A 23,925-nucleotide genomic window follows, 5' to 3' on the forward strand; every position below is an offset into this window, starting at 1 on the left:
TTTTTTAATTGTTAATCGTCAGAATTAACAATTTTGAGCAGCTTCACAAATTGCATCTGCAAAAGCTTCTTTAGTATCTTCAGGTACTCCAAGTAAATTAAGAACAAGTAGGATAACAGCACCTAAAATAATTGCAAGAACTGCTCCTAAGCATTCTAACAGACTAGGTTCAAGAGTCATTTAATTTCCCCCCTTTTTAATATACTGTGTTATATAAGAGGCCTCTTACAATAAATATAGTATGTAAGAATAATGGACAAGCATAAACGAATATCTAGAAAAAAAAAAAAAGGGCTACTCAAGTACGTATATTAAAGACCCTCCTAGGCTTTGCTAGGAAGATCCTTAATACAATAGTTATTAGATTATATACCGATAATCTGGATAGGAGTTGCTTCTTGAGGTGAATAGTCTTCCAGAAATTGACGGCTTGCCACTAAAAATAGATTTTGTTTCGTTTTTTTCTTAGAATTTGTAGCAAACACCTTTAGATAAGGAAAGATTTCTGATATCCTCGCGTGTAACGTATGCAAGAATTTATCATTTTTTATCATCCCAATGTAATTTATGATTAAAATTCCTGGGTCTGACAACTTTTCATTGGTAAGAGTAAAAAACTCTTTTGTTGTTAAGTGAGATGGGAGTTCACTGTTACTGTACGCATCCAAAAAAATCAAATCCTGAGAATGAGGCTCCTGATTATTTAAGAGCGCTTGTCCATCACCGACAAACACGTTCTTTCCTGTATGTCCAAAAAACGTCTTTGATACTTCCACAACTATCGGGTCAATCTCTGCAGTTACCATATGTTTATGGGAATAATATGAGCTGACGGTTCCAATCCCGTGACCAATAATAAATCCTTTGTTAAAATCAGATGCATAGTGATTAATTAGATCCACTGTGATTCGACTGTATGATGCAGCTAGTGCTTGCGGCTGTTCCAAATTTATTACACCCTGGATACCATCGAAAGAGAATTGAAGCATTCGAAATTTTCCTTGCGTTCCTTCGTATTTACTCCGCTCCGTAACGTAAATATTTTGATAAGAACTAGAAGTCTTATAAACTAATATTGAACCGTTAAGGGAAATAAATCTTTCAAAAAAATCTTCATTTCTATTAAATTTATTCAAAACTTCACCTCCATTAATTTGTTTACTCCAGAGTATTCATCTGGACGGATAGTTGAGTGAATAAAAAGCATAGGACTGCAATTTATTGTGAGGAAATAAAATGGGATATTTTGAATATTTCATGTGTGAAAAGGATAAAAAGTCGAAAAAGGGAAATTTAAATTTCCCAAAACCTTCATAATTTAATAGTCTAAAAAACCTTAATAAATTAGGCGTTGGCGACCCGTCATTAAGGAAATAAACTTAAAATATTCCTTGGGAAAGCGCATAAACAGACAATTATCGAGTTATATTGTCGGAAAATTGAAAATATAATTAGGATAAGGCTGAACACATTATTATCAGTTGTACTTAAAATGGAGTATGATTATGAGAAGCCAAGAAAAAATTTTATTTGGTGTCATTAATAACTGAGGTCGAGCATTTTTTTAGAAAAGAGTCTACCGAAAAATAAAACAAAAGGGGAACAAAAAAATTGAACAAGCAGGTAATCGTCTATACAACCAAAGACTGCATCGAGTGCACGATGGTAAAAAAAGTCCTTAGCGAGGAAGGAATTCCTTTCGAAACTAGAGATTTATCCGTCAATCCAGAATACCAAAAGGAAGTAGAGAAATACGGTTTTCTTGGTGTTCCAGTGACAGTCGTTGAAAATCGCGCCGTCAAAGGATTTACCAATGAACTGAAAGAGTTAATGGAACTGGCAAAAAGTTAAGAAGGTCCTAGAGTATTCGGTAATGCACCAAAAATCAGGGTATTGATAATTAAAAAAGAAATGGCTTGGAGGAAATCCCCAAGCCATTTTGTTATACCCGATTATGCACTTATTGATTTATCTTCTTTTGCCGTTTGGATTTCACTAGAAGGATGGAACTCATTCTCCATCTTGGAAACAACCACTGTTGCCACACCATTTCCGATTAAGTTTGTAATTGCACGGGCTTCAGACATGAAACGATCGACACCTAGTAATAATGCGATCCCTTCGACTGGAATGACTGGGAAAGCCGATAGTGTAGCAGCAAGGGTAATAAAACCTGAACCAGTTACCCCGGCGGCACCCTTTGATGTTAACATTAAAATCCCTAATAAGGTGATTTGATGCCAAAGTGTAATATCTACATTGTAAGCCTGAGCAATAAAGAGCGCAGCCATCGACAGGTATATAGCCGTACCATCTAAGTTAAAAGAATACCCAGTTGGGACAACAAGACCAACCACTGACTTGGAACAACCGTATTTTTCAAGTCTTTCCATCATTCTTGGCAGGGCAGACTCAGAGGAGGATGTCCCTAAAACCAAGAGAATTTCTTCTTTAATATAAGCGATGAATTTCAAAATATTGAAACCATAAAGCTTTGCGATAGCCCCGAGGATAAACACGATGAAAAGAAACATCGTTGCATACACGCTTCCCATCAATTTTCCAAGAGAGACTAACGAGCCGAGACCAAAATTTCCAATCGTATAGGCCATCGCACCAGATGCTGCGATGGGTGAAAACTTCATGACCATATTAACAATCTTAAAAAATATCTCTGTAAATTGCTCAAACAAAGCAACGACTGGCTTCCCTTTTTGTCCTAAAGAAGCAAGGGCAATTCCGAACAGGACCGCAAAGAATAAGATGGGGAGCAGCTCCCCTTTCGCCATGGCACCAACAAAATTATCGGGAATAATCCCTAAAACAAATTCCACAAATCCATGACTAGTTTCTTTTGCCTGCGTTGTAAATTGTGAAATGTCTCCGCCTTTGACAGAATCTGTATTAAATCCAGATCCAGGTTTGATGATATTAACGAGCAGTAATCCAATTGCCAAGGCAAATGTGGTAACAATTTCAAAATAGAGTAGTGCTTTTCCGCCAATACGTCCTACCTTCTTTAAATCCCCCATGTTCCCAATACCAATGACAATCGTAAAAAATACAATTGGAGCGATCACCATTTTAATTAACTTGATAAAGATGTCTGCCAAAACCTTCAATTCCGTACCGAATTTCGGAAACAGAAATCCGATCACAATCCCAAGTACGATCCCTAATAATACTTGGACGGTCAAATTTTTAAAATTAATTTTCATTTTCCCGTACACCCCTTTGTTTAATTAGATTTGTTAACGCTTTCAGCCCACCCAGTGACAGAATAAATGAAAATTCAGATATTAGTAAGATTTTGGTCATATTGGTCTTATTGTTCCTTTTGTTATAGAAAATTCCCACAATAAAACAATGAAAAAATATTCAGCTATTAATTTACTATTTTGATAAAATAGGCCATGATATTAATATAAAAGTGAGCAATCTAAGGGGGGCTGGGGATGTTTCCGTTAAAAGTAATATTGATAGAAGATGATCCGATGGTTCGGGAAGTTCACCGCCAATTTATTGATCGGGTGGATGGATTTTCGATTATCGGAGTGGCTGCAAATGGGATTGATGGTCTGAGATTAATCGAAGAGCTCCGGCCCAATCTTGCTATTATCGACATTTATATGCCATATATGGGTGGATTGGAGATGCTAAGAGAACTTCGTTCAAAGCCCTATTCCGTTGATGTAATTGCTATAACAGCGGCCAGCGATATTGAAACCATCCATGGAGTTCTTCAACAAGGTGCGTTTGATTATGTCATGAAACCATTTACCTTTGAGCGCATAAAAAAATCACTAGATAACTATAAAACTTATCGAATGAAATTAGGGGAAAAGAAAGCCCTTTTACAAGAGGAACTTGATCAAATCTTATTTAGTGATCAAAAAGAAGAATATGAAAGAGACAACCTGCCAAAGGGATTAAATATGAACACTTTAACGAAAATTACCGACTTTCTTTCGCACGAGAAAGAACCCGTTTCTGCTGAGGAGGTAGCAGAAGGCATAGGAATGGCCCGTGTAACAGCACGAAGATATCTTGATTATTTAGAAAAAGAAGGAAAAGTAAAAATACATATCCATTACGGAGGTGTGGGAAGACCAGTCAACCGATATGGAGTGTGAATAAAAAATACGATGTTTGTGAATTAGGAGGGAGCATAATGGACTGGAAAATCAGGATTGGAAAACCAAAACTCCGTTTACAAACGACGATTACCCTGCTAGTTTGTATTGTAGTTGTGATGGCATTGTTCGTTACTGAGATATTAATCACTAACAGAATTTCACAAGAAACTAAGAAAGGGCAAGAGGAGAAGGCCACAGATATTGCGAGGATTGTTGCCCAATCGCCCCTTGTGATAAATGGGTTACATAATAAAAAAGCAGAGAAGGACATCCAATCATTTGCGAATGATCTCAAACGGTCCACCCATGTTGAGTTCATCGTCGTTATGGACATGCATGGAATAAGAAAATCACATCCTAATCGGAATCTATTAGGCTTGCATTTTGTTGGTGGAGATGAAGGTCCGGTATTAAAAGGGAAAGAGCATATTTCGACTGCCGAAGGAACATTAGGATTATCATTACGCTCTTTCGTCCCTGTTTTTGATGAGAAAAATAAACAAATAGGGGCCGTTGCCGTGGGAATCTCGTTAGAAAAGGTAAATCAGGCAATCGAACAAAGTAGAAGAATCATTCTGATTGGGGTTGGGGTGGGAATTTTAGTAGGAGTTCTAGGTGCTCTATTTTTGGCAAGAAAAATCAAATCAATTCTGTTTGGGATGGAGCCTAGTGAAATAGCCAAACTGTTGGAAGAACGAAGTGCGATGCTGGAATCAACCAAGGAAGGGACGCTGGCGGTTGATCAAGATGGGATAACCACCCTCGTTAATAATGAAGGGGTTAGACTCCTTCACATGGCTGGTATTGAAGGTCCTTTTTTAGGAAAAAGAGTGGACGATTACATGCCAAATACAAAACTTTCTACCGTCCTACAAACTGGAGAAGCACAGTTAGATCAAGAGCAAGAAATCAATCATATTACCATCCTAACCAATCGTGTCCCAGTAATCGTGAAGGGAAGAATTGTTGGAGCAATTGCCACCTTTCGGGAAAAAACTGAAATCAAGGAGTTAGCTGAACAACTGACCGGAGTTAAGTTATACGCAGAGGCACTTAGAACCCAATCGCACGAATTTATGAACAAACTGCATGTAATCTCAGGTTTAGTCCATATGAAGGACTATCATATGGTTTCGTCGTACATCACCAAAATTGTGGATCACCAGCAGTCTGAGGTAGAATTTGTCGTCAGTCGTTTTAAAGATCCTGTATTAGCAGGCTTTATTTTAGGAAAACTTAGCTTTGCAAGGGAAAAAGGCTGTGAACTGATCATTGATGGGGAAGGATCGATACCAGAACCGCACAGGCAGGAAACAACACATGAAGTGGTCACGATTCTTGGGAATTTAATTGATAATGCACTAGATGCTGTAGCGGATCAGCCTCTTAAAAAAGTAACGGTAAGGTTTGATTATTATGATGGAATCCTAGTGTTGGAGGTCCATGATACAGGACAAGGTATCGATGAGGAGATTAGAAATAGCTTGTGTGTGAAGGGGTATTCGACAAAGGGTGAAAATAGAGGAATTGGGTTATTTTTAGTCCAACGAAGCTTGGAAAAATTAGCAGGACAGTTAGAAATTCATTCTCAAAAAGGTAAAGGGAGTACTTTTATTGTAATGTTTCCATATGAAAGTAAACAGTAACTATATTATGTTAACCTATTATTCTTAAAGTGGACAAATAAATATATTATGTAAACTATTGATCGCTTGAAACTATTTCCTTTACATTCTAGTTTCATAGCGTTATTATGTACTTAATTTAATTAACTAATCGATCTACTAGGGGTGCCCTGTTATCAGGCTGAGAGAAAACGCTAATGTTTTTAACCCTTCGGACCTGATCTGGGTAATACCAGCGTAGGAAAGTAGCCAAGTGAATTTTTTATTTTTCTCTGACTAACTAACCAGGTCCGTTTATGGATCTGGTTTTTTTATTTTTATAAAAAGAAACGGGAGAGATGGCAATGGAAAAAATCAGTTTGTTTGAAACGTTGGATAAGGTTAGAGAAGTAAACCCGCTTGTACATAATATCACTAATGTGGTTGTCACGAATTTTACCGCAAATGGGCTTCTCGCATTAGGTGCTTCACCTGTGATGGCATATGCTGCCGAGGAAGTGGCGGAAATGGCCAAAATTGCTAGTGCACTAGTTTTGAATATTGGTACCTTAAACCCGCAAACGGTAGATTCGATGATCATTGCCGGAAAAGCAGCCAATGAATCCAGTGTACCGGTCATTTTTGATCCGGTTGGTGCTGGGGCTACCACATACCGAACGGAAACTGCCCAAAGAATAATGAGTGAAGTAAATGTTTCAGCCATCCGCGGAAACGCAGCTGAAATCGCAAATGTACTTGGTGAAAAGTGGGAAATTAAAGGCGTCGATGCAGGGGCGTCAGCGAATGGGGATATCGTGAGCCTTGCGATTAAAGCAGCAGAAACTTGGAATTGCGTGGTCATCATCACGGGAAAAGTGGATGCCGTCACCGATGGAGTAACTACCTATCTTGTTAACAATGGCCACCCAATCATGACAAAGGTGACTGGTATGGGATGCTTACTAACTTCAGTGATTGGGGCGTTTGCAGGAGTCGAAAAAGATTTACTACAAGCTTCAGTGGCTGCCTTAACATATTACGGCGTTGCTGCGGAAAAAGCTGCGGCACAAACAGTTGAAAAGGGATCAGGAAGTTTCCAAATCGAATTCTTAAACCAATTATCACTTGTTTCAAATGAGGATATCAATCTTTATAGTTCTTTTAAAAAAGTTAATTAAGAGGGGTAATTTTAATGAAAAAAGCATTAACAATTGCAGGTTCAGATAGCGGCGGCGGTGCCGGAATTCAAGCCGATTTAAAAACATTTCAGGAGTTAGATGTATTTGGGATGTCCGCGTTAACAGCAGTAACAGCCCAAAATACATTAGGAGTTCACGGTGTTTATCCAATATCAGTAGAGGCAGTGGTAAAGCAGATTGAAGCGGTTGGCTCAGATATTGGTGCCGATGCTGTGAAAACAGGAATGCTGTTCAATGCGGAAATCATCGAGGCGGTTGCAGCTCAGATCAAGATCTTTGGTTGGGAGAATGTAGTGGTTGATCCAGTCATGATTGCCAAAGGGGGCGCGTCACTGCTGCAAATGGAAGCCATTTCTGCTATGAAAAAATTCTTGTTGCCAGTTTCCAAAGTAATTACGCCGAATATTCCGGAGGCGGAAGTCCTAACGGGTATGCCTATTCTGACCTTAGAGGATAAACAGGTGGCCGCTAGAAGACTCCGTGATTTAGGGGTGAAGAACGTTGTGATTAAAGGCGGTCACGATGAAAACGAATCCGAGTCGACTGATTTATTGTTTGATGGGGAGGAATTCTACACCTTTACGAGTCCACGAATCGAGACGAAGAACACACATGGAACCGGGTGTACTTTTTCCGCTGTCCTAACCGCCGAACTTGCCAAAGGGGCGACAATTTTTGATGCCGTTTTAAAAGCGAAAGATTTTATTCAGGCCGCAATTGAAGATCAATTGGAGATTGGTCAAGGACATGGACCTACCAATCATTGGGCGTATGGAAAAAGAAACCTCGTAAAGGAGCTATCGAGGTCATGATTGATTTGAGAGAGGCTTTACGTGTTTATTTTATTATGGGCAGCACTAACTGTTTAAAAGAACCTGTTGAAGTATTAAATGAAGCAATTTCTGGTGGGATTACGCTTTTTCAATTCCGCGAAAAAGGGGAAAGTGCACTAACTGGTTCTGAAAAATATGCACTGGCTAAAGAACTCCAAACCCTTTGCAGAGACCATCAAATTCCTTTCATTGTGAATGATGATATCGAGTTGGCTGTGGCGATTGATGCAGACGGTGTTCATATCGGGCAAGAAGATGAAACAGTAAAAATGGTACGCGAGAAAATCGGTGCGAACAAAATTCTTGGGGTATCCGTCCATTCTACAGAAGAAGCCATGGCAGCGATCCAAGATGGAGCAGATTATTTTGGAATTGGACCTGTGTTTCCGACAAAGACAAAAGCGGATGCCAAGCCATCGCGAGGGACGACACTGATTGAAAAACTAAGAAAAGATGGGTGTGAGATGCCGATTGTTGGCATCGGCGGGATTACGCTCCAAAATGCTCGGTCCGTGATTGACGCGGGGGCGGATGGAGTTTCCGTGATTACCGCAATAAGCCAGGCAGAATCCCCGTTGGAAGCTGCGAAAGCATTAAGAAAAAGTGTGATTTTTAAAGGAGTGGTCAATTAGTGAAAAAGACTCATAAATTGACGTTGACGGCCATGATGATTGCGATTGGAACACTTTCAAGTAACCTATTCTATATTCCAATCGGTTTTACTAAGGTCTTTCCTGTGCAACATTTTTTGAATGTTTTATCTGCAGTAATATTAGGGCCTTATTATGCTGTCGCACAGGCCTTCGGTGTTTCTTTGCTTAGAAATTTAATGGGAACAGGTTCGCTATTTGCCTTTCCTGGCAGCATGGTCGGAGCCTTGCTCGCCTCACTGCTATTCTGGAAAACTAGAAAACTATATTTTGCTTTTATCGGTGAAGTGATTGGGACAGGAATCCTTGGTGCCATGCTTTCTTACCCTATAGCTACTCTTTTGCTTGGTCAAAAGGCAACATTATTTGGGTTTATTCCATTATTTATTTTCAGCTCGTTTGCAGGAGCACTAATTGGGTTTATTATCTTAACTGTTTTTTTAAGAAAGAAAGTATTGATTGTTAATGAAAATGATACAACCATCAGGAATTAACGATAAGGGCGTGAACATATGAAAGCGGATCTGCTTAGTAAAATCTCAAAAGAAGTAGAAGCGAGAGAGGCGGAATTAATCGAATTATTGTCGACACTCATTGCTTTTCCAACGGTTAGTCCTCCTGCACGGAATACCAATGGGGTGCAAGATTTTATAAAAGGATATTTAGAAGATTTGGGATTTACCACCGATAAGTGGGATGTTTATCCAGGTGATCCGAATGTAGTTGGGGTTTTACCAGGGGAGTCTCCTGATCAGTTTAATAGTTTAATTGTTAATGGTCACGTGGACGTCGCTGAAGTGGGGGATACTTCAGCGTGGAAGGAGTCGCCATTTTCGGCATTTTGCAAAGATGGCCATATTTATGGACGTGGGGTCGCTGATATGAAGGGCGGAATTGCGGCATCACTGATTGCAATTAAACTTTTAAAAGACCTGGGAATTTCGCTGCAAGGTGATCTCCAATTTCAATCGGTTATTGGCGAAGAGGTTGGCGAAGCAGGAACCCTGGCATGCATGGAGAGAGGGTATACAGCTGACTATGCGGTCGTGGTGGATACGAGTGATTTACATATTCAAGGACAGGGCGGCGTAATTACGGGATGGATTACCATTCAAAGCAATGAGACCTACCATGATGGAATCCGGAGGAAGATGATTCATGCAGGTGGTGGCGTGAAAGGGGCCAGCGCGATTGAGAAAATGATGAAGATTATAGCGGGGCTTCAGGAGTTAGAACGGCACTGGGCAATTACGAAAAGTTATGAAGGCTTTCCTCCCGGCACCAATACGATTAATCCTGCGGTGATTGAAGGAGGACGACATGCTGCATTTGTGGCAGATCGATGTGCCCTTTGGGTTACGGTTCATTTTTACCCAGATGAAGATTATGAAGTGGTCATCAGAGAAATAGAAGAGCATATTGGCGCAGTTGCCGCTGCAGACCCATGGCTGCGTGACAATCCTCCGCAATTTGTTTGGGGTGGCAAATCGATGATTGTCGACCGAGGCGAAATTTTCCCATCATTAGAAATAGATTCTGAACATCCAGGAACGAAGCTATTAACGAACTCTTTTGAAAAATTATTATCGGCCAAGCCAACGGTTGGTATGTCCACCACTGTTACGGATGCAGGCTGGCTGGGACGTGCCGGTATACCAACCGCTATTTTTGGACCTGGTAAATTGGAAGACGCGCATGCGGTGAATGAGAAAGTCGAAGTCAGTCAACTATTAGACTTTACAAAAGTGTTAGCTGTATTTATCGCTGAGTGGTGCAACACGAGAAAGGAGCAATAGGGGAATGAGATTTACCCAAAGACTTTTTGAAAAAGTAAGTGATATTTGGGGGCAGACCCATCAGCATCCATTTGTTGTCGGGATGGGCACAGGGGAGTTGCCGGTTGAATCATTTATTCGTTATATGAAACAGGATTATGTGTATTTAATCGATTATTCGAAACTATTTGCTATCGGGGCCGTTAAAGCAACAGACTTGGAGACGATGGCCGCTTTTGCGAAGCTTTTGGATGAAACATTACATGGAGAGATGGACTTGCATCGTCAGTATGCTGAGAGGTTTGGAATTACACTTCAACAGCTGGAGGAAACCAAACCAACGCCGATCAACTTAGCCTATACTCGGTATATGTTAAATGTTGCCCAAAATGGTTCGCTTGCGGAATTAGTATCTGCTCTCTTGCCGTGTATGTGGAGCTATTGGGAGATTAGCAAAGTGCTAGCATCTAACTATCCTGGTGCTATCGAACATCTACTCTATGGGGAATGGGTAAAAATGTACTCTTCTGATGAGTTTGGTTCATTAGCAACCTGGCTTATTGATTTATTAGATCGATTGGCAGAGGGAAAACCGGAGCGGGAGTTAGCCATCTTAGAAGAACATTTTCTGACAACATCTCGGTTTGAATATATGTTCTGGGACATGGTCTACCAGGGAGGCGAGTGGCCTGTCTAACTCGACGATGTTATCCATTCAAGGCCTCGCCTATTCTTTTGAAAAAGAAAAGCCCATTTTTCAAGGACTTACTCTCAATGTGAAGCGAGGAGAGTTTGTTTCCGTCATTGGTGCCAGCGGATCAGGTAAAAGCACTCTTTTTAAATTGGTAACTGGTTTACTTGAACCAAATCAGGGGGACATTCTGATTGATGGAAAGCAGACCGGAAAGAGATTAGGAAGTGTTGGTTATATGCCGCAAAAGGATTTGCTGCTGCCATGGAGGAATGTTTTAGAAAACGTGTTACTTCCTATAGAAGTGACAAGGGAACATAAGCAAACGAAAATTCCTGAAATACGAGAGTGGTTATCTCGGTTTGGCTTGGCTGAATTTGAAAAAGCTTATCCCAATGAACTCTCTGGAGGAATGAAGCAGCGTGTTGCATTTTTAAGAACGCTGATGACCGGAAAGGAACTTCTATTATTAGATGAACCCTTTGGCGCACTTGATTCGATGACAAAACGAAACATGCACAAATGGTTATTAGGGCTGTGGGGGGAATTACAAAAGACGGTCTTATTCATTACACATGATCTTGAAGAAGCGATTCTATTAAGCGACAGAGTTTATGTGCTGCAAGATGAAGGAATTAAAGAACTAAAAGTCAATCTGCCGAGGCCAAGAAGTTCACAGCTAATCTATCAATCAGAGTTTTTAACAATGAGAAAAGAACTGGAGATGCTGATTCACAATGAAAACTAGCTTGAAGAATTGGACAGAGGATTACGGTTTGTTTTTGTTGGTGGTTTTGTTGCTTGTCAGCGGATGGGAATGGGCAGTAAGGCAGGCAATGATTCCGTCATTTATTCTACCTGCTCCTTCTGCCATTTGGAGGGCATTGATAGAAAACAAGCAGCTGTTGTTTGAAGAACATTTGCCTGCTACCCTTAAAGAGGTTTTGATTGGTTTTGGGCTCTCTGTAATCGGCGGATTGATACTTGGAGTTGGAATGCATTTTTCCCGTTCAATCGAAAAAGTCCTTTATCCGTTCCTTGTAATCTCACAAACGGTGCCGCTTATTGCCATTTCACCGATTTTTATTATGTGGTTTGGTTATTCGATTTGGAGCAAAATTGCCGTGACCATTTTAACTGCCTTTTTTCCAATCGTCGTTAGTACGTATGATGGCTTGAAAACAGGTGGAACTGAATATCGTGAATTACTGTTAACGATGGGAGCGAACCGCTGGGCAATTTTTAAAAAAATTCAACTGCCGATGGCATTGCCCGCGATTTTTTCAGGCTTGAAGTTGTCGGTCGTTTATTGCGTCGTTGGAGCGACGATTGGTGAATGGCTGGGTGCAAGTGAAGGGTTAGGATATTTTAGCCGGAGAATGTCTGGTAACTTACAGGCAGATTCTGTATTTGCATCGATATTCCTTTTATCGATGTTGGGAATCGTGTTATTTTTATTAATTGGTTTATTGGAAAAACAGGTATTAAAAAATAAAAATCGTTTCAACTAGAGAGGAAGAACGTAAAGATGAAAAAGAGTTTTTTAATTCTGGCAAGTTTATTGCTACTACTATTAAGTGCATGCGGGAAAGAAACCGATGAGAAAAATGTTGCTTCGAATGAGAAGCTTCAGAAAGTAAGCTTAATGCTGGATTGGTATCCAAATGCGGTCCATTCGTTTCTATTCGTAGCTGAGGAGAAGGGCTATTTTAAAGAACAGGGCTTAGACGTTGATATCCAAATGCCAGCAGATACAAATGATCCGCTTAAACTAGTGGCAGCTAATCAAATCGACATGGCGATGAGCTATCAACCACAGGTGCTCGTGGCACGCAGTGAGGATATCCCTGTTCAATCATTTGGTGCGATTGTCCGTCACCCGCTAAATCAATTAATGGTCCAAGCAGATGGTCCGATTAAATCCCCTAAGGATTTAGCGGGAAAAACGATTGGTTATCCATCGATTCCGTTGGATGAAGCGATAGTAGGAACGATGGTTAAAGCCGATGGTGGAGATGTTAAGAAGGTAAAGATGGTTGATGTTGGCTGGGATCTTATTCCTGCAATGGCTACGAAAAAAACTGATGCCCTGATCGGCGGCTATATAAACCATGAGAAATTATTGTTAGAAAAAGAAGGCCATCCAATGCGTACCCTAAATCCTGCTGATTACGGAGTGCCAGATTACTATGAATTAGTAATGGTCGCAAGTGAGAAGGGATTAAAAGACAAGCCAGAAGTATTTAAAAAGTTCATGGCGGCAATTACAAAGGGGCAAAAATACGTTCAGGATCATCCTGAAGATGGTCTTACGACATTAATGAACCATGAGGATAAAACATCACCACTAGAGAAGGATGTCGAAACAAAAAGCTTAGAAATCCTCCTCCCGCTAATGGACGCCAAAGAAAAACCATTCGGCTACCAAGACCCGCAAACATGGGAGAAAACAGCCCAGTGGCTTAAAGACAACAAAGTCATCAAGGAAACCGTCAAAGCCGAAAATGCCTTTGTTAACTATTGATTTGGTGTAAAAACGTTTGGTGTCAGGCACCACAAAAAGACAATACAAAAAAATGTCCGCCGCAGGCGGACATTTTTTTGTAAAGTTTTCATTAATCGAATGCTAATTCGACTCTAATGTTTGGTAGAATATAGATAAAATCTATTTTGAGGTAAGAAGATGAAAATCTATGTAACGATGAAAAGTTTAGCTAAGAGGAAGGATTTTCTTACTAAACAAGAGATTGATTTAGAAGAAGTTCCACTAACCCTTCGCCAGTTATTGACAGGAATAGTGGCAACTAAAGCCCAAGAATTCAATGCGAAAATATCAGAAGCCATTTTGGTAAGGTTCCTTACAAATGAGGAGCTTCAACAGCAGATCCATGCCGGAAAAGTAGGTTTTGACACTATATATAATGAAGAACCAACCGATTGTCACCAGGCAGTGATGACGGCCATCCAAGCATATGAGGATGGTTTATTCCGAGTATTTATGAATGAACAAGAACTGCCCGACTTAGATGGACCCTTGGAAATAAAAGATGGCGATCAACTTACTTTTATAAAGCTGACAATGTTAGCAGGACGTATGTGGTAACGGGGGAACGATATGAGAACCAAAAATAAGCAATTATATTATGAAGGTTTAGTAGTGAGAGCAAGCCAAGAACTTACTGGTATCGAGCAGCTACTAGCACTCCTAATCCTAAAATTAGAGAATACAACCTATTTGGTAAGAGACTCAAACCAACAAGAAATTAGAAAAATCATCCATCAACAGGAAAGTCTAAGGGATCCTATTATTTACCAGCCGCTTGTGAAAATTGCCCAGACCTTGCTTGGGTCTAATTATGGATCACTTTTTCAATACATCGTGGACCATAAGTGTGAATATCCATATAGCGAAGGATTTGATCGACGACCATATCGGTCGAAAAATCTCGAGTATCACCACAATGGATTGATCGATAGTTTTGTATACCTTGTAGACTTGGCTTTCGAAGAGTTTTCAATTATTGAATATCTAACAACTCAAGACAAATTATCCATTTATAACCCTGTGATTGGTGACGTAATTGCTTATGAAATCGACAAAAAAAATCAACAGGTAATCCAAGCCTTAAGAGAAATTATTTTTGGAGAAAATAATGGTGCTTTGTTAAACTATGAGATGATGAAGGGTATTTTTAAAAGTCATAGTGTTGAAGGATATAAAATGCTTGGCGATTTATTACTCGCCGCCCGTCTCCAAGAGGGCTTGCGTCAAAGTATCGTCGAAAATATGGATGAAGGTACATTAGAAGCTACTAAGTACATGTTAAATATCATTCTCGACCACAATCTTATTCGTTATAGTTCCATCATTCGGGCCCTTGACGTTTGGACAGGACTGGACTTGAATGCTTCTAATACAAGAGTCGCTAAACAATCACTGGAAAATGTGGCTGCTTCATTAAGTAATCCACAGTTACGGGTACAAGGTCTGCGAAGTGAAAATCTAAATACTCTTTATATTAGTCTCTGGGCAACGGCTGCTCATGAAGAGGACGATGTAAAAGATGCGATCCGCTTCCTGATGGAAAATGGAGCAACCTATCAAAAGGTAATGGCCCAATACTTTTTAACACAAAGTCAAAATTGGAGACTGAGATTCGAGTTATCCTTTCCTTATTTACATGAAACGAACTTGGAACTGCAATATTATTTGCTCGCAAACTATGTGTATGAATATATGGTCAATTGGTCGTATGACTCAGAAAATAGTGAAAGCACACTTTCAGTTCATCATGTCCCAGTTTTAGAAAACAAGCATGAACGATCTCGTCATTTTGAGTTGTTTAGAAACATGTTTCTCCAAATGCCCAAAAGAGAGGTTTCCATTGAATCCAAAGCGATCAAAGGGCAAACGATCACCTTCTCAACTAACGATATTGCCAGAAAATTGATGTTTCTGACTGCCTATGACTTGGATAAGGATTGGTTAAATCAAATAATAGAATGGAAGGACAAACTCACTTCGGACATTAGAGAAGATCTCCTTTCCTTTTTTATTAAAGATTACGCTGAGCCCGCCCAACGAAAGTTCATTTTTGCCAGTCTGGCTGATAAAAGTATAAAGAATCGCGAAATCGCCCTTACGCACATAAAAAAAATTGTTCTTCTACCAGATGAGATTGAAAAAGTCGAAGCGATTTTAAAATTAAAAACGGGTGCATTAAGACAAGGGGCCATTCAGATATTATTAGGGCTTTCAAGGGATGAACTAGCTGAATCAGTTGAGCGCTTATTAACCAGTAGAGCGGAGCTGCAACGTGTCGGTGCACTTGAAATCTTAACCGAAACTAATGACCAGGGAGAACGTGAACGACTGGTTACCATGTTTAAAAATAAAATCGTTCAAATGAAAGCTACTTCAAAGGAACAGATATTGATTGATAAGTTGTTTTTAACAGAGGATTTCAACCTTGGAAATGGGTTTGGATTATATGACCCCAATCATCCAGTTAACCTTGAACTCGAGCATCCTAAAATAGAGTTAAACAACCTTTTCCATTCGTCAACAGATACTATCAAACAGTTTCTTCAAGGTTTAGACACTTTAGTTCATGAACATCGTCACGTCGAATATGAAGTCGAGTGGTTTGATGGTTCCAAGGACACATTACATATTGGCGAGGAATTAAGGTGCCCTTACCATGAGGAGGAACAACAGAATCTCGCGGCGTTCCCATTATCCGAAGTTTGGCAGGAGTATTTTAATGGCCAAAATCTATCGGAATCAGTCCTTATTCAGACGGCATTCTACCTCCATTCACACAGGATTTACACCTATTACCACAATATGCTGGATGTCTGGGACGTAATGGATTATCCACGGGTAGAGGGCTGGAGGAAAACATTTTTAGAAGAAATTTTGCCAATCGAAAAAATTGAAAAAATGAATCACTTTATCGATGACCTGAATTATCGATCCCAAGTAGAAACGCTGATCGATGCTTATTTTATCAGTCAGAATTCGAAAAGCACTTTTGAAATTATTAGTTCGGTATTAAATTATCTCGTGCATTCGATTCCAGAAAAGAGAATCAAATCCGAATACAAGCTGCTAGATTTCCTTGCCGAACCTTGGCTGGAATGGGCAGAACAATTTATCAGTGATGATGAGGGTTTTGATGTTTATTTCAAACTTCATTTTCAGTTATATACATTCGCTAATTTTGAGAGTTTTCTCCCTTCGATGGAAGATTTAGCAAAAGCTTTTGATCGGAAACTTATTGAGGAACAAGTTCTGTTTCGAGAGCTGGCTGGTCGAAAGGAAACAAGTAGAGACTATCTTTCAGAATTAACCGATCCCAAGGGTCATGTGATAAGAAAGTATCCATTCATGAAGGCGATAAAAGATCGAGTAGTTCAAAGGATTTTAGAAATAGAGCTTAAAAGAGGGGATCTACAGACAGATGTAACGACCCTCGCGATGGGAATTGAAAAACATGAAGGGATTGAACCTTTTGTTCAAATCCTAGTAGGTCTTGATAAAGAATCGTTTGTACGCGGTTATATTTATGGGTATGACAGTGAACTCTCAAAAAAGGAAGTGTTCTCTCACTTATTAAAAACTAGTTATCCGAAAGAGGGAGAAAGTGAAGAGCAATTCCAGCAATTTTTAAAAGGAAAGAAGATCTCAGAAAAAAGGTTAGTAGAGGCAGCAATGTATGCCCCGCAATGGCTAGACCTTGTGTCTAAGTACTTAAATTGGGATGGTTTGAGGAGTGCCGCCTGGTATTTTCATGCCCATATTAATGAGACTTTTTCTGAAGAAAAAGAAACGATCGTCGCACATTATTCGCCGATTTCGCCGCAAGAATTCCAGGATGGTGCCTTTGATATCGGATGGTTTAAGGATTCTTATCAGCAATTGGGAGAGGAACGTTTTCAAATTCTCTATCAATGTGCAAAATACATCTCGGCAGGTGCCAATCACCGCAGGTCACAACTGTTTGCGGACGCGGCTTTGGGAAAATTGGATCTTGAAGACACGAAAAAAATTGTTCGGGAAAAAAGAACAAAGGACCAAGTATTAAGCTATAGTTTGATTCCTGTGAAAAATGAGCAAGATGTTCTAAACAGGTATGTACTCCTCCAAAAATTTTTACAGGAAAGTAAGAAATTTGGTGCACAACGCCGCGCAAGCGAAGCAAAAACAGTCACGATTGCCCTGGATAACCTCGCTAGAAATGCAGATTTCAAGGATGTGACAAGACTGAAGTGGGCGATGGAAGCAAAAAAAATGGAAGAGATTACGCCATATCTTGAGCCAAAAATGATTGATGATTTAACCATTCAATTAGTGATTGACGCTAATGGACGTGCAGATATCCAAGTTGTGAAAGCTAATAAAGTTCTAAAATCTCTACCAGCTAAGTACAAGAAACACGAATATGTAGCTGTATTAAAAGAAAATAAAGCCGATTTAAGAGAGCAGTATAAACGAGCAAAAGAAGAATTAGAACGTTCGATGGAGCTAGGAAATAGTTTTGTTTTAGATGAAATTGTCACGATGATGCGAAATCCAGTATTGGCACCATTGATGACTTCATTGGTATTAAAGGTAGAGAATCATCTAGGCTATTATGAACACGGTTCCCTCATTGGGTTTGGAAAGGTAAATAAGTATTCGATCCAGGACATTGACGAAATTTTTATCGCTCATCCAGTTCATCTCTATGAAAGCGGGGTCTGGAGTGATTTCCAGCGGGATCTATTCGCACGAAAGGTAAAGCAGCCATTCAAGCAGGTATTTCGAGAACTCTATTTACCGAATCAGGACGAACTAGCTGCTGGAACGGGAACTCGAAGATACGCGGGTCACCAAATACAACCGCAGAAAACAGCAGCCTTATTAAAAAATCGCTTGTGGACGACTAGTTATGAAGTTGGATTGCAAAAAGTCTATTATAAAGAAAATATTATTGTGCAACTTAATGCTTTAGCAGATTGGTTCTCTCCTTCAGATGTCGAGCACCCGACCTTGGAAACAGTGGAATTTTTCGACCGTCTGTCCTATCAGCCGCTTGAATTAAAAAATATTCCGAAGTTGATTTTCTCGGAAACCATGCGAGATATTGATTTAGTTGTCAGTATTGCTCATGTCGGTGGAGTTGACCCTGAAGCGAGCTTAACGACGATTGAAATGAGGCGGGTCATTGTTGCGGAGTCGGCTCGATTAATGAAATTGGAAAATGTAAGAATCGAGGGTAACTTTGCGCTGATCGAAGGAATTCTGGGGGAATATAGCGTTCATTTAGGCAGTGCGAATGTGTATAAACAAGCAACAGGGGCTATTTATATCGTTCCTGTCCACTCGCATCAGCGCGGACGAGTTTTCTTGCCTTACATGGATGAAGATCCTAAAACTGCAGAAATTGTTTCAAAAGTGCTCATGTTAGCGGAGGATAAGAAAATTAAGGATCCGTTTATTTTGGAACAGATAAAAAGCTAGCAAATTTTCGATCAAATAACAGACCGCTGCTTTATTGGCAGCGGTCTTATTTTGGTTGATAAATGTTAGACAAAACGGGTCTGGTAATAAGGTTCATGAGATAGGCAGGGATCCGTGCGTATGGTTTTCTTTTTTTATTAAGGAAGGAAATGATGGTGTCAGCCTTTTTAATACCGACCCCATGGCCGTAGTATTGGTCATCAGCCATGAAAATCACATTTTCGGCACGCCAATGGGATTCATTTGGGTTGACGTCTGGATTATTGAAATGCACGATGTCACCAGGTATGAATTCATCCCCATATTTTTGAGTAAGCCTTAAATCGTTATCAAATTGCCAATCAAATAAGAGAAGCCCATTAAAAAGAAGATCAAATCTTCTGCTTCCAATGGTATAAAGGGCAGCAAGATATAAGACAATTGCAATTCCTGTTGAACAATCAAACGCATAAAGCTTTCCATTCTTTAAGACATCAAGAATGGCCACTGTGGGTCTTACATTTGGCTTTATGAGGAAACCTCCATTGTTTAAACGAGTCCAATAATTTTTATTGCAAAAGGCATACTCAAAGGTTGTAAACTGTACCTTACTATTATTAAGGTCACGTGCAGCCTTAAGTGTCTTTGTTCTGAACAGCAGCTCTAATTCCAGTTGGCGTATAGACTGGTACTCAAATATTTCCTTAGATTTGTCCATTTTAGTAAGAATATCTTTCTGTTCTTTCGTTGTAAGGATGTCACTGAGATCGCCCACGTGAACGGTCTGCTGATTAATTTTAATCATCTATTCACCTGCTTTCCTTAAACAACAACTCCTTATAAAAAGTATGAAACTACCACACTAATGTTTACAACAATCGAAACAATTGATTCAGTTTGGATGTATTTTTAAAAAAAAAATCGTTGTATGTACGCATGTCTTCGTTGTTTTTGCTATTTTAAAATAATTTTTACGGCTTATTTTTCTATAAAAATTTAGAGTTAAATTCAAATTTATGACATAACAAGGAAAAAGGACTAGGGCTGATTACCTGCAATATTTTACAAAATAAATAATAAATTCCTTGAATGCATTTGCATTGTGTATGACCTTCTGTTATAGTTAGGGAGAATTATTTTTGTTTGTCGGTAAGGAATAAAAGGCGTAACTGCTTTTTGTCTGGAAGATTTGAACAAGGGTAGTAATTTTATTGTGTGCACAGCACACAGCAGGAGGATACAACAAATGGAACAAGGTAAAGTTAAATGGTTTAATGCAGAAAAAGGTTTTGGATTCATCGAGCGCGAAGCTGGAGACGACGTATTCGTACACTTCTCTGCTATCCAAGGCGAAGGTTTCAAATCTTTAGACGAAGGTCAATCTGTTACGTTTGAAGTAGAACAAGGCCAACGTGGACCACAAGCTACTAACGTACGTAAAGCATAATCTAAACCACATAAATGTACGGAAAAGGCTCTCTTTTTGGGGCCTTTTTTTATTTTCTTTAAGCTGTGTTAAAGGTTAATGTTGATTTTGGAACTCTGTTGATTGGAGCGGCAGGACCGAAGCGACCTCGAGGGGCTAGGCGCTGCAGCTGGACAGGCTCCCCGGCACGCCTGCGAACCGCTCGTGCCTGGAACGGAAATCAACAGACAAGTTTAACACAGCCTTTCTTTAAAAGAATGGGGAGAAGGAGTGAACAGCCCTTTTCCCTTTTTTATTGTAATACTTTAAAATATAATGAAGCTAAGTACATAACGGAAGGAAGTGGCAGGATGATCATCCAGCGACCTCAATTGGAGAAATCTGAATTAACAAAGTACATTCCACCAAAAGGTGACTATGAAACGTTTCGTGACAACGACCATTATAAGGAGAAATTGAAGGAATGGGGATTATCCTCAGCGCGCGAAGCGAAAAAAGAGTTCTGGTATAAGGATCGAAATTATCAGCGCATGGTGACTATTAAGGGTTATGAAACTTATGGAAATGCGATGGACATTAACACCTTAGTAATTGAGTTCCAAGATGGAAATCTTACCTGTATCCATCCAGCTTATTTAAAAGAAATGCAGCAATCAAGCTTTGGAAAAGAAAGTTTATTAACTTTTGATGAAAAAGAAACGCCTGACAAAGATGGTTCTCCAGCTGAAGCAGGGATACTATCAGAGGGCATGACAGAAGATACAGCTGCAATGACCGAAGAACCAGCTAAAAAGGAGGCAGCGTCGAAGCCTGCAAAAGCGAAGGAACCAAAACCGAAGAAAACAAAGGCTCCTAAACTTGATCTCCCGGTTGATAAGGTGCATTTCACTGCTAGCGTCAAACAGTTCGCGCTCGTTTACAATCCATTTAATGAAGAAAATGATGAAGTGGTGGTCCTCGAAAATGTACAAATCGTCTCAGAGGAAAATCCTCTTGAAATCGGACTAGCTTGGTGCAGCCATAGCAAGACACTTAAAAAGTTTGAACTGGCCATCGGTGATTCCCTTGAATTTGATGGGAAAGTGGCTGCTAAGAAACTAGGAAAAGGAAAAGATGTAGAAGAAGAATTCTTAGTGGATGTTCCTGTTTTGTATAAAGTCAATAACCCATCGAAAATCGTAAAAAAATAGGACTCTCTTCCTAGAGGTCCTATTTTTATTACTTTTCTTTGCTTTTTGTAACAGACTTTGTTAACAGTTTTGACTATAAAGAAAACGTTATTGAAATTGATCTCGACTTTTCAAATGCCCATCTTTGGGATGACTCTGCTGTGGGTGCAATTGATAAAGTTGTCTTTAAGTACCATCAAAATGGAGTGAATGTAATTTAATCGCGCATTGCTCCTGCCTCTCGGGATGTCATTGCACCTTGGCCTTCGCTTATATCTTTTTGAATTTCTTGTTTTACTTTTTGTACATCAGTTCCTGCAAATTCGGGTTGCATAATAGAACCCAAATTCTCTTTCGCTTGTTGGTCCTGTTTCATACAAGTCCTCCTCAATTTTAAGGTTTTCCATCTTATTTTTTACAGCCACACGAATTTTATTAAAGAAATAGGACCATCGCGAATGTGTTTTTTATTGATAGACTCTTTAATGGAACTCCAAATTATATGAGGAATATTCATCCAATATAGGGTATAATGAAGGTTCGGATTTTTATTTTTCAAGGAGAATCTATTTATGAAGCAAACGTTTACTTTAAAGGAAAAAACAAAGCAAATATGTATTTTGTTAGTTCCGATCTTAATTACACAATTAGGCATGTTTTCAATGGTATTTTTTAATACGATTATGTCTGGAAAGTATAACTCAACTGCGTTAGCTGGAGTCGCGATTGGCTCCTCCATTTGGAGTCCCATTTTTACTGGGATAAGCGGAATTCTCCTTGCTGTTTCACCCATTGCCGCCCAACGCTTTGGGGAAAAAAAGAGCCATGAAGTTGCATCCGTTGTGAAGCATGGAATTTATCTTTCAATATTGATTGCGCTAGTGGTTATCCTCTTTGGATTCTTTTTGTTAGATCCTATTTTAGACAAAATGAATTTGAATGCTGGTGTTCGAGATACTGCTTTTCATTATCTAATCGGACTTAGCTATGGAATTCTGCCATTATTTATTTTTAATGTACTCCGATCATTTATCTATGCACTGGGCAAAACACGGGTCATCATGATCATCATGCTTTTGTCGTTGCCATTGAATTTCTTTTTGAACTATGTGCTCATTTTTGGAAACTTAGGCTTTCCAGAACTAGGTGGTGCTGGGGCAGGGTATGCAACATCGATAACCTATTGGGGGATTATGGCGATGACTGTGTTTATCGTCAGAACCCAAGAACCATTCTCATCGTACCCGGTATTTGCCGATTTCAAAGAATTTTCGTGGGATAAATGTAAGGAGATACTAAAGATCGGCGTTCCGATGGGGCTTTCAACGTTCTTTGAAACAAGTATGTTCGCTGTGGTTACGATTCTATTAAGTAAGTTTAATGTCACCACGATTGCTGCCTATCAATCAGCACTAAATATCGTTTCCTTTTTGTATATGATACCAATTAGTATTTCGACGGCACAAACGGTACTTGTTGGGTATGAGGTAGGGGCTCGGCGCTATAAAGATGCAAAACAATACAGCTGGTTGGGGGTTTATCTAGCGATCCTTATTGCTGTTTTCACGGGATTATTTGTCGTGATTTTCCGCTATCAAGTTGCCGGTTTTTACTCGAATGAAACAGAGGTTATTAATTTAACCGCCAATTTCTTAATCTTTGCGCTGTTTTTCCAAATATGTGATGCCATTCAGGCGACGGCGCAAGCAGCCTTAAGAGGCTATAAAGATGTCAACCTAGCCTTTATTATGACCTTAATCGCTTATTGGTTAATCTGTCTTCCAGCAGGATACTTGCTTGCCCACTACACAAGTCTGGGAGCAAGAGGCTACTGGCTCGGTCTAACCATCGGCCTCCTCGCCGCAGGAATAGCCCTTTCCATCAGACTCATCTATATTCAAAAACGAAAATTCGTCAATAAAGCAGTTATGTAGTGGTGCTATATGGAAATGCAAAAAATGTAATGGCGTCTATACTGTTACATTTTTTTCCTTTTTCTTCTACGATATTCTACTAATATACAAAAATAATGACGCCATTCTATGAAGAATGACGTCTGTTAAAATATTAATATAGTTTTTTTAGATTAAATAATTTAGAGAAGAAAGTCTGATTTTTATCCGTTACCTTTAATTCTTCCATGATTAGTTTTTCTTGATTGGTATTAATCCATTTTTGTAATTCTTGTTTGTCTTTACAAAGCGTATAATATGTTTCTCCACCTTTTCCAAGTGCGTTGACAACATATCTACATGTGTTCGCCATAATGTCCACCTTTAAATATAAATTAGTTTCATATATGGATTATAACAGGCTTCAAAAAATAGTCCATCATTATTTTTTCCCATTTTTTTCAAATAAAAAAACACTAAAAAGGATATTAGTGTCTCTTCAGTATTAGAATGAGGTTAAACGTTTTCAATAGGCTTTAACAACAGGTGAATAAAAAATAGAGACT

General features: G+C 39.4%; 23 protein-coding genes, 1 pseudogene and 1 riboswitch. Of the genes and pseudogenes, 18 read left to right on the forward strand and 6 right to left on the reverse strand.

The genetic code is table 11. The features are described 5' to 3' along the window. Positions 1 to 24: 24 nt before the first annotated feature. Positions 25 to 180: a hypothetical protein gene (locus tag QNH17_RS12025; RefSeq protein ID WP_283878896.1), complete on the reverse strand. Its 156-nt coding sequence runs from the start codon at positions 178 to 180 to the stop codon at positions 25 to 27. Positions 181 to 365: 185 nt separating this feature from the next. Further along, positions 366 to 1,136, reverse strand: a complete 771-nt coding sequence (locus QNH17_RS12030) for a spermidine synthase (protein ID WP_283878897.1) — start codon at positions 1,134 to 1,136, stop codon at positions 366 to 368. Positions 1,137 to 1,611: 475 nt separating this feature from the next. On the opposite strand from QNH17_RS12030, the gene QNH17_RS12035 reads away from it, so the two are divergent. Further along, the gene (locus QNH17_RS12035) at positions 1,612 to 1,851 is read left to right on the forward strand and encodes a glutaredoxin family protein (RefSeq protein WP_098575382.1); all 240 of its coding nucleotides are present in this window, start codon (positions 1,612 to 1,614) and stop codon (positions 1,849 to 1,851) included. 101 nt (positions 1,852 to 1,952) lie between these two features. On the opposite strand, the gene QNH17_RS12040 is transcribed toward QNH17_RS12035, so the two are convergent. Continuing rightward, a complete protein-coding gene (locus tag QNH17_RS12040; protein ID WP_283878898.1) occupies positions 1,953 to 3,218 on the reverse strand; it encodes a dicarboxylate/amino acid:cation symporter in 1,266 nt (421 codons plus the stop codon). A 237-nt stretch (positions 3,219 to 3,455) separates the two neighbouring features. On the opposite strand from QNH17_RS12040, the gene QNH17_RS12045 reads away from it, so the two are divergent. The 13 genes from QNH17_RS12045 to QNH17_RS12105 all read left to right on the forward strand — a co-directional run bounded on the left by QNH17_RS12045 (position 3,456) and on the right by QNH17_RS12105 (position 18,893). Further along, complete coding sequence (locus tag QNH17_RS12045) at positions 3,456 to 4,133, forward strand: response regulator (RefSeq protein ID WP_283878899.1); 678 nt, start codon at positions 3,456 to 3,458, stop codon at positions 4,131 to 4,133. 38 nt (positions 4,134 to 4,171) lie between these two features. Beyond that, positions 4,172 to 5,782, forward strand: a complete 1,611-nt coding sequence (dcuS, locus tag QNH17_RS12050; protein ID WP_283878900.1) for a DcuS/MalK family sensor histidine kinase — start codon at positions 4,172 to 4,174, stop codon at positions 5,780 to 5,782. Positions 5,783 to 5,912: 130 nt separating this feature from the next. Beyond that, a riboswitch (TPP riboswitch) is annotated at positions 5,913 to 6,022 on the forward strand. Positions 6,023 to 6,099: 77 nt separating this feature from the next. Then, positions 6,100 to 6,918 carry a hydroxyethylthiazole kinase gene (gene thiM / locus QNH17_RS12055; protein WP_283878901.1) on the forward strand — a complete coding sequence of 273 codons (819 nt, stop codon included), beginning with the start codon at positions 6,100 to 6,102 and terminating at the stop codon, positions 6,916 to 6,918. 14 nt (positions 6,919 to 6,932) lie between these two features. After that, complete coding sequence (gene thiD, locus QNH17_RS12060) at positions 6,933 to 7,751, forward strand: bifunctional hydroxymethylpyrimidine kinase/phosphomethylpyrimidine kinase (protein WP_283878902.1); 819 nt, start codon at positions 6,933 to 6,935, stop codon at positions 7,749 to 7,751. After that, entirely contained in the window at positions 7,748 to 8,404 is a 657-nt protein-coding gene (gene thiE, locus QNH17_RS12065) for a thiamine phosphate synthase (RefSeq protein WP_283878903.1), read from the forward strand. The genes thiD and thiE overlap by 4 nt, the downstream gene beginning before the upstream one ends. Further along, complete coding sequence (gene thiW, locus QNH17_RS12070) at positions 8,404 to 8,916, forward strand: energy coupling factor transporter S component ThiW (protein WP_283878904.1); 513 nt, start codon at positions 8,404 to 8,406, stop codon at positions 8,914 to 8,916. Before thiE ends, thiW begins: the two co-directional genes overlap by 1 nt. Positions 8,917 to 8,934: 18 nt before the next feature. Further along, positions 8,935 to 10,218, forward strand: coding sequence for an acetylornithine deacetylase (locus QNH17_RS12075; RefSeq protein ID WP_283878905.1), 1,284 nt, complete (start codon positions 8,935 to 8,937; stop codon positions 10,216 to 10,218). 4 nt (positions 10,219 to 10,222) lie between these two features. Continuing rightward, positions 10,223 to 10,894 carry a thiaminase II gene (gene tenA / locus QNH17_RS12080; RefSeq protein WP_283878906.1) on the forward strand — a complete coding sequence of 224 codons (672 nt, stop codon included), beginning with the start codon at positions 10,223 to 10,225 and terminating at the stop codon, positions 10,892 to 10,894. Between the two features lie 7 nt (positions 10,895 to 10,901). Further along, complete coding sequence (locus tag QNH17_RS12085; protein ID WP_283878907.1) at positions 10,902 to 11,636, forward strand: ABC transporter ATP-binding protein; 735 nt, start codon at positions 10,902 to 10,904, stop codon at positions 11,634 to 11,636. Next, positions 11,626 to 12,399 carry an ABC transporter permease gene (locus QNH17_RS12090; RefSeq protein ID WP_283878908.1) on the forward strand — a complete coding sequence of 258 codons (774 nt, stop codon included), beginning with the start codon at positions 11,626 to 11,628 and terminating at the stop codon, positions 12,397 to 12,399. The genes QNH17_RS12085 and QNH17_RS12090 overlap by 11 nt, the downstream gene beginning before the upstream one ends. A gap of 17 nt (positions 12,400 to 12,416) precedes the next feature. Then, positions 12,417 to 13,412, forward strand: a complete 996-nt coding sequence (locus QNH17_RS12095) for an ABC transporter substrate-binding protein (protein ID WP_283878909.1) — start codon at positions 12,417 to 12,419, stop codon at positions 13,410 to 13,412. Between the two features lie 159 nt (positions 13,413 to 13,571). Continuing rightward, the gene (locus QNH17_RS12100) at positions 13,572 to 13,991 is read left to right on the forward strand and encodes a hypothetical protein (protein ID WP_283878910.1); all 420 of its coding nucleotides are present in this window, start codon (positions 13,572 to 13,574) and stop codon (positions 13,989 to 13,991) included. 12 nt (positions 13,992 to 14,003) lie between these two features. Continuing rightward, a complete protein-coding gene (locus QNH17_RS12105; RefSeq protein ID WP_283878911.1) occupies positions 14,004 to 18,893 on the forward strand; it encodes a DUF4132 domain-containing protein in 4,890 nt (1,629 codons plus the stop codon). A 46-nt stretch (positions 18,894 to 18,939) separates the two neighbouring features. Here QNH17_RS12105 and QNH17_RS12110 read toward each other — a convergent pair whose 3' ends face one another. Continuing rightward, complete coding sequence (locus QNH17_RS12110) at positions 18,940 to 19,677, reverse strand: protein-glutamine gamma-glutamyltransferase (protein ID WP_283878912.1); 738 nt, start codon at positions 19,675 to 19,677, stop codon at positions 18,940 to 18,942. A gap of 441 nt (positions 19,678 to 20,118) precedes the next feature. Between QNH17_RS12110 and QNH17_RS12115 the strand changes: the two genes are divergently transcribed. The 3 genes and pseudogenes from QNH17_RS12115 to QNH17_RS12125 form a co-directional block, all read left to right on the forward strand. After that, positions 20,119 to 20,319, forward strand: coding sequence for a cold-shock protein (locus tag QNH17_RS12115; RefSeq protein WP_026567057.1), 201 nt, complete (start codon positions 20,119 to 20,121; stop codon positions 20,317 to 20,319). Positions 20,320 to 20,648: 329 nt separating this feature from the next. Beyond that, entirely contained in the window at positions 20,649 to 21,488 is an 840-nt protein-coding gene (locus QNH17_RS12120) for a hypothetical protein (RefSeq protein ID WP_283878913.1), read from the forward strand. A 50-nt stretch (positions 21,489 to 21,538) separates the two neighbouring features. Continuing rightward, positions 21,539 to 21,682 (forward strand): annotated as a pseudogene (locus QNH17_RS12125) (sodium-independent anion transporter); the annotation flags it as partial. Positions 21,683 to 21,684: 2 nt separating this feature from the next. Here QNH17_RS12125 and QNH17_RS12130 read toward each other — a convergent pair. Further along, positions 21,685 to 21,843 (reverse strand): hypothetical protein, encoded by a 159-nt coding sequence (locus tag QNH17_RS12130; RefSeq protein ID WP_283878914.1) that lies wholly within the window; start codon positions 21,841 to 21,843, stop codon positions 21,685 to 21,687. A 196-nt stretch (positions 21,844 to 22,039) separates the two neighbouring features. Between QNH17_RS12130 and QNH17_RS12135 the strand changes: the two genes are divergently transcribed. Continuing rightward, the gene (locus QNH17_RS12135) at positions 22,040 to 23,401 is read left to right on the forward strand and encodes an MATE family efflux transporter (protein WP_283878915.1); all 1,362 of its coding nucleotides are present in this window, start codon (positions 22,040 to 22,042) and stop codon (positions 23,399 to 23,401) included. Between the two features lie 133 nt (positions 23,402 to 23,534). Here QNH17_RS12135 and QNH17_RS12140 read toward each other — a convergent pair whose 3' ends face one another. Then, on the reverse strand, positions 23,535 to 23,732 hold the full coding sequence (locus QNH17_RS12140; RefSeq protein WP_283878916.1) for a hypothetical protein: 198 nt from the start codon (positions 23,730 to 23,732) through the stop codon (positions 23,535 to 23,537). Between the last annotated feature and the right edge of the window lie 193 nt (positions 23,733 to 23,925).

The sequence above is a fragment of the Neobacillus sp. SuZ13 genome, assembly GCF_030123365.1.
GTDB lineage: Bacteria > Bacillota > Bacilli > Bacillales > Cytobacillaceae > Neobacillus.

Bases quoted from the DNA above. Each gene is read 5' to 3' on its own strand.
- QNH17_RS12025 (WP_283878896.1), bottom strand. From the start codon at position 180: ATGACTCTTGAACCTAGTCTGTTAGAATGCTTAGGAGCAGTTCTTGCA.
- QNH17_RS12040 (WP_283878898.1), bottom strand. From the start codon at position 3,218: ATGAAAATTAATTTTAAAAATTTGACCGTCCAAGTATTATTAGGGATC.
- QNH17_RS12045 (WP_283878899.1), top strand. From the start codon at position 3,456: ATGTTTCCGTTAAAAGTAATATTGATAGAAGATGATCCGATGGTTCGG.
- dcuS (WP_283878900.1), top strand. From the start codon at position 4,172: ATGGACTGGAAAATCAGGATTGGAAAACCAAAACTCCGTTTACAAACG.
- thiM (WP_283878901.1), top strand. From the start codon at position 6,100: ATGGCAATGGAAAAAATCAGTTTGTTTGAAACGTTGGATAAGGTTAGA.
- thiD (WP_283878902.1), top strand. From the start codon at position 6,933: ATGAAAAAAGCATTAACAATTGCAGGTTCAGATAGCGGCGGCGGTGCC.
- thiE (WP_283878903.1), top strand. From the start codon at position 7,748: ATGATTGATTTGAGAGAGGCTTTACGTGTTTATTTTATTATGGGCAGC.
- QNH17_RS12075 (WP_283878905.1), top strand. From the start codon at position 8,935: ATGAAAGCGGATCTGCTTAGTAAAATCTCAAAAGAAGTAGAAGCGAGA.
- tenA (WP_283878906.1), top strand. From the start codon at position 10,223: ATGAGATTTACCCAAAGACTTTTTGAAAAAGTAAGTGATATTTGGGGG.
- QNH17_RS12085 (WP_283878907.1), top strand. From the start codon at position 10,902: ATGTTATCCATTCAAGGCCTCGCCTATTCTTTTGAAAAAGAAAAGCCC.
- QNH17_RS12090 (WP_283878908.1), top strand. From the start codon at position 11,626: ATGAAAACTAGCTTGAAGAATTGGACAGAGGATTACGGTTTGTTTTTG.
- QNH17_RS12095 (WP_283878909.1), top strand. From the start codon at position 12,417: ATGAAAAAGAGTTTTTTAATTCTGGCAAGTTTATTGCTACTACTATTA.
- QNH17_RS12100 (WP_283878910.1), top strand. From the start codon at position 13,572: ATGAAAATCTATGTAACGATGAAAAGTTTAGCTAAGAGGAAGGATTTT.
- QNH17_RS12105 (WP_283878911.1), top strand. From the start codon at position 14,004: ATGAGAACCAAAAATAAGCAATTATATTATGAAGGTTTAGTAGTGAGA.
- QNH17_RS12110 (WP_283878912.1), bottom strand. From the start codon at position 19,677: ATGATTAAAATTAATCAGCAGACCGTTCACGTGGGCGATCTCAGTGAC.
- QNH17_RS12115 (WP_026567057.1), top strand. From the start codon at position 20,119: ATGGAACAAGGTAAAGTTAAATGGTTTAATGCAGAAAAAGGTTTTGGA.
- QNH17_RS12120 (WP_283878913.1), top strand. From the start codon at position 20,649: ATGATCATCCAGCGACCTCAATTGGAGAAATCTGAATTAACAAAGTAC.
- QNH17_RS12130 (WP_283878914.1), bottom strand. From the start codon at position 21,843: ATGAAACAGGACCAACAAGCGAAAGAGAATTTGGGTTCTATTATGCAA.
- QNH17_RS12135 (WP_283878915.1), top strand. From the start codon at position 22,040: ATGAAGCAAACGTTTACTTTAAAGGAAAAAACAAAGCAAATATGTATT.
- QNH17_RS12140 (WP_283878916.1), bottom strand. From the start codon at position 23,732: ATGGCGAACACATGTAGATATGTTGTCAACGCACTTGGAAAAGGTGGA.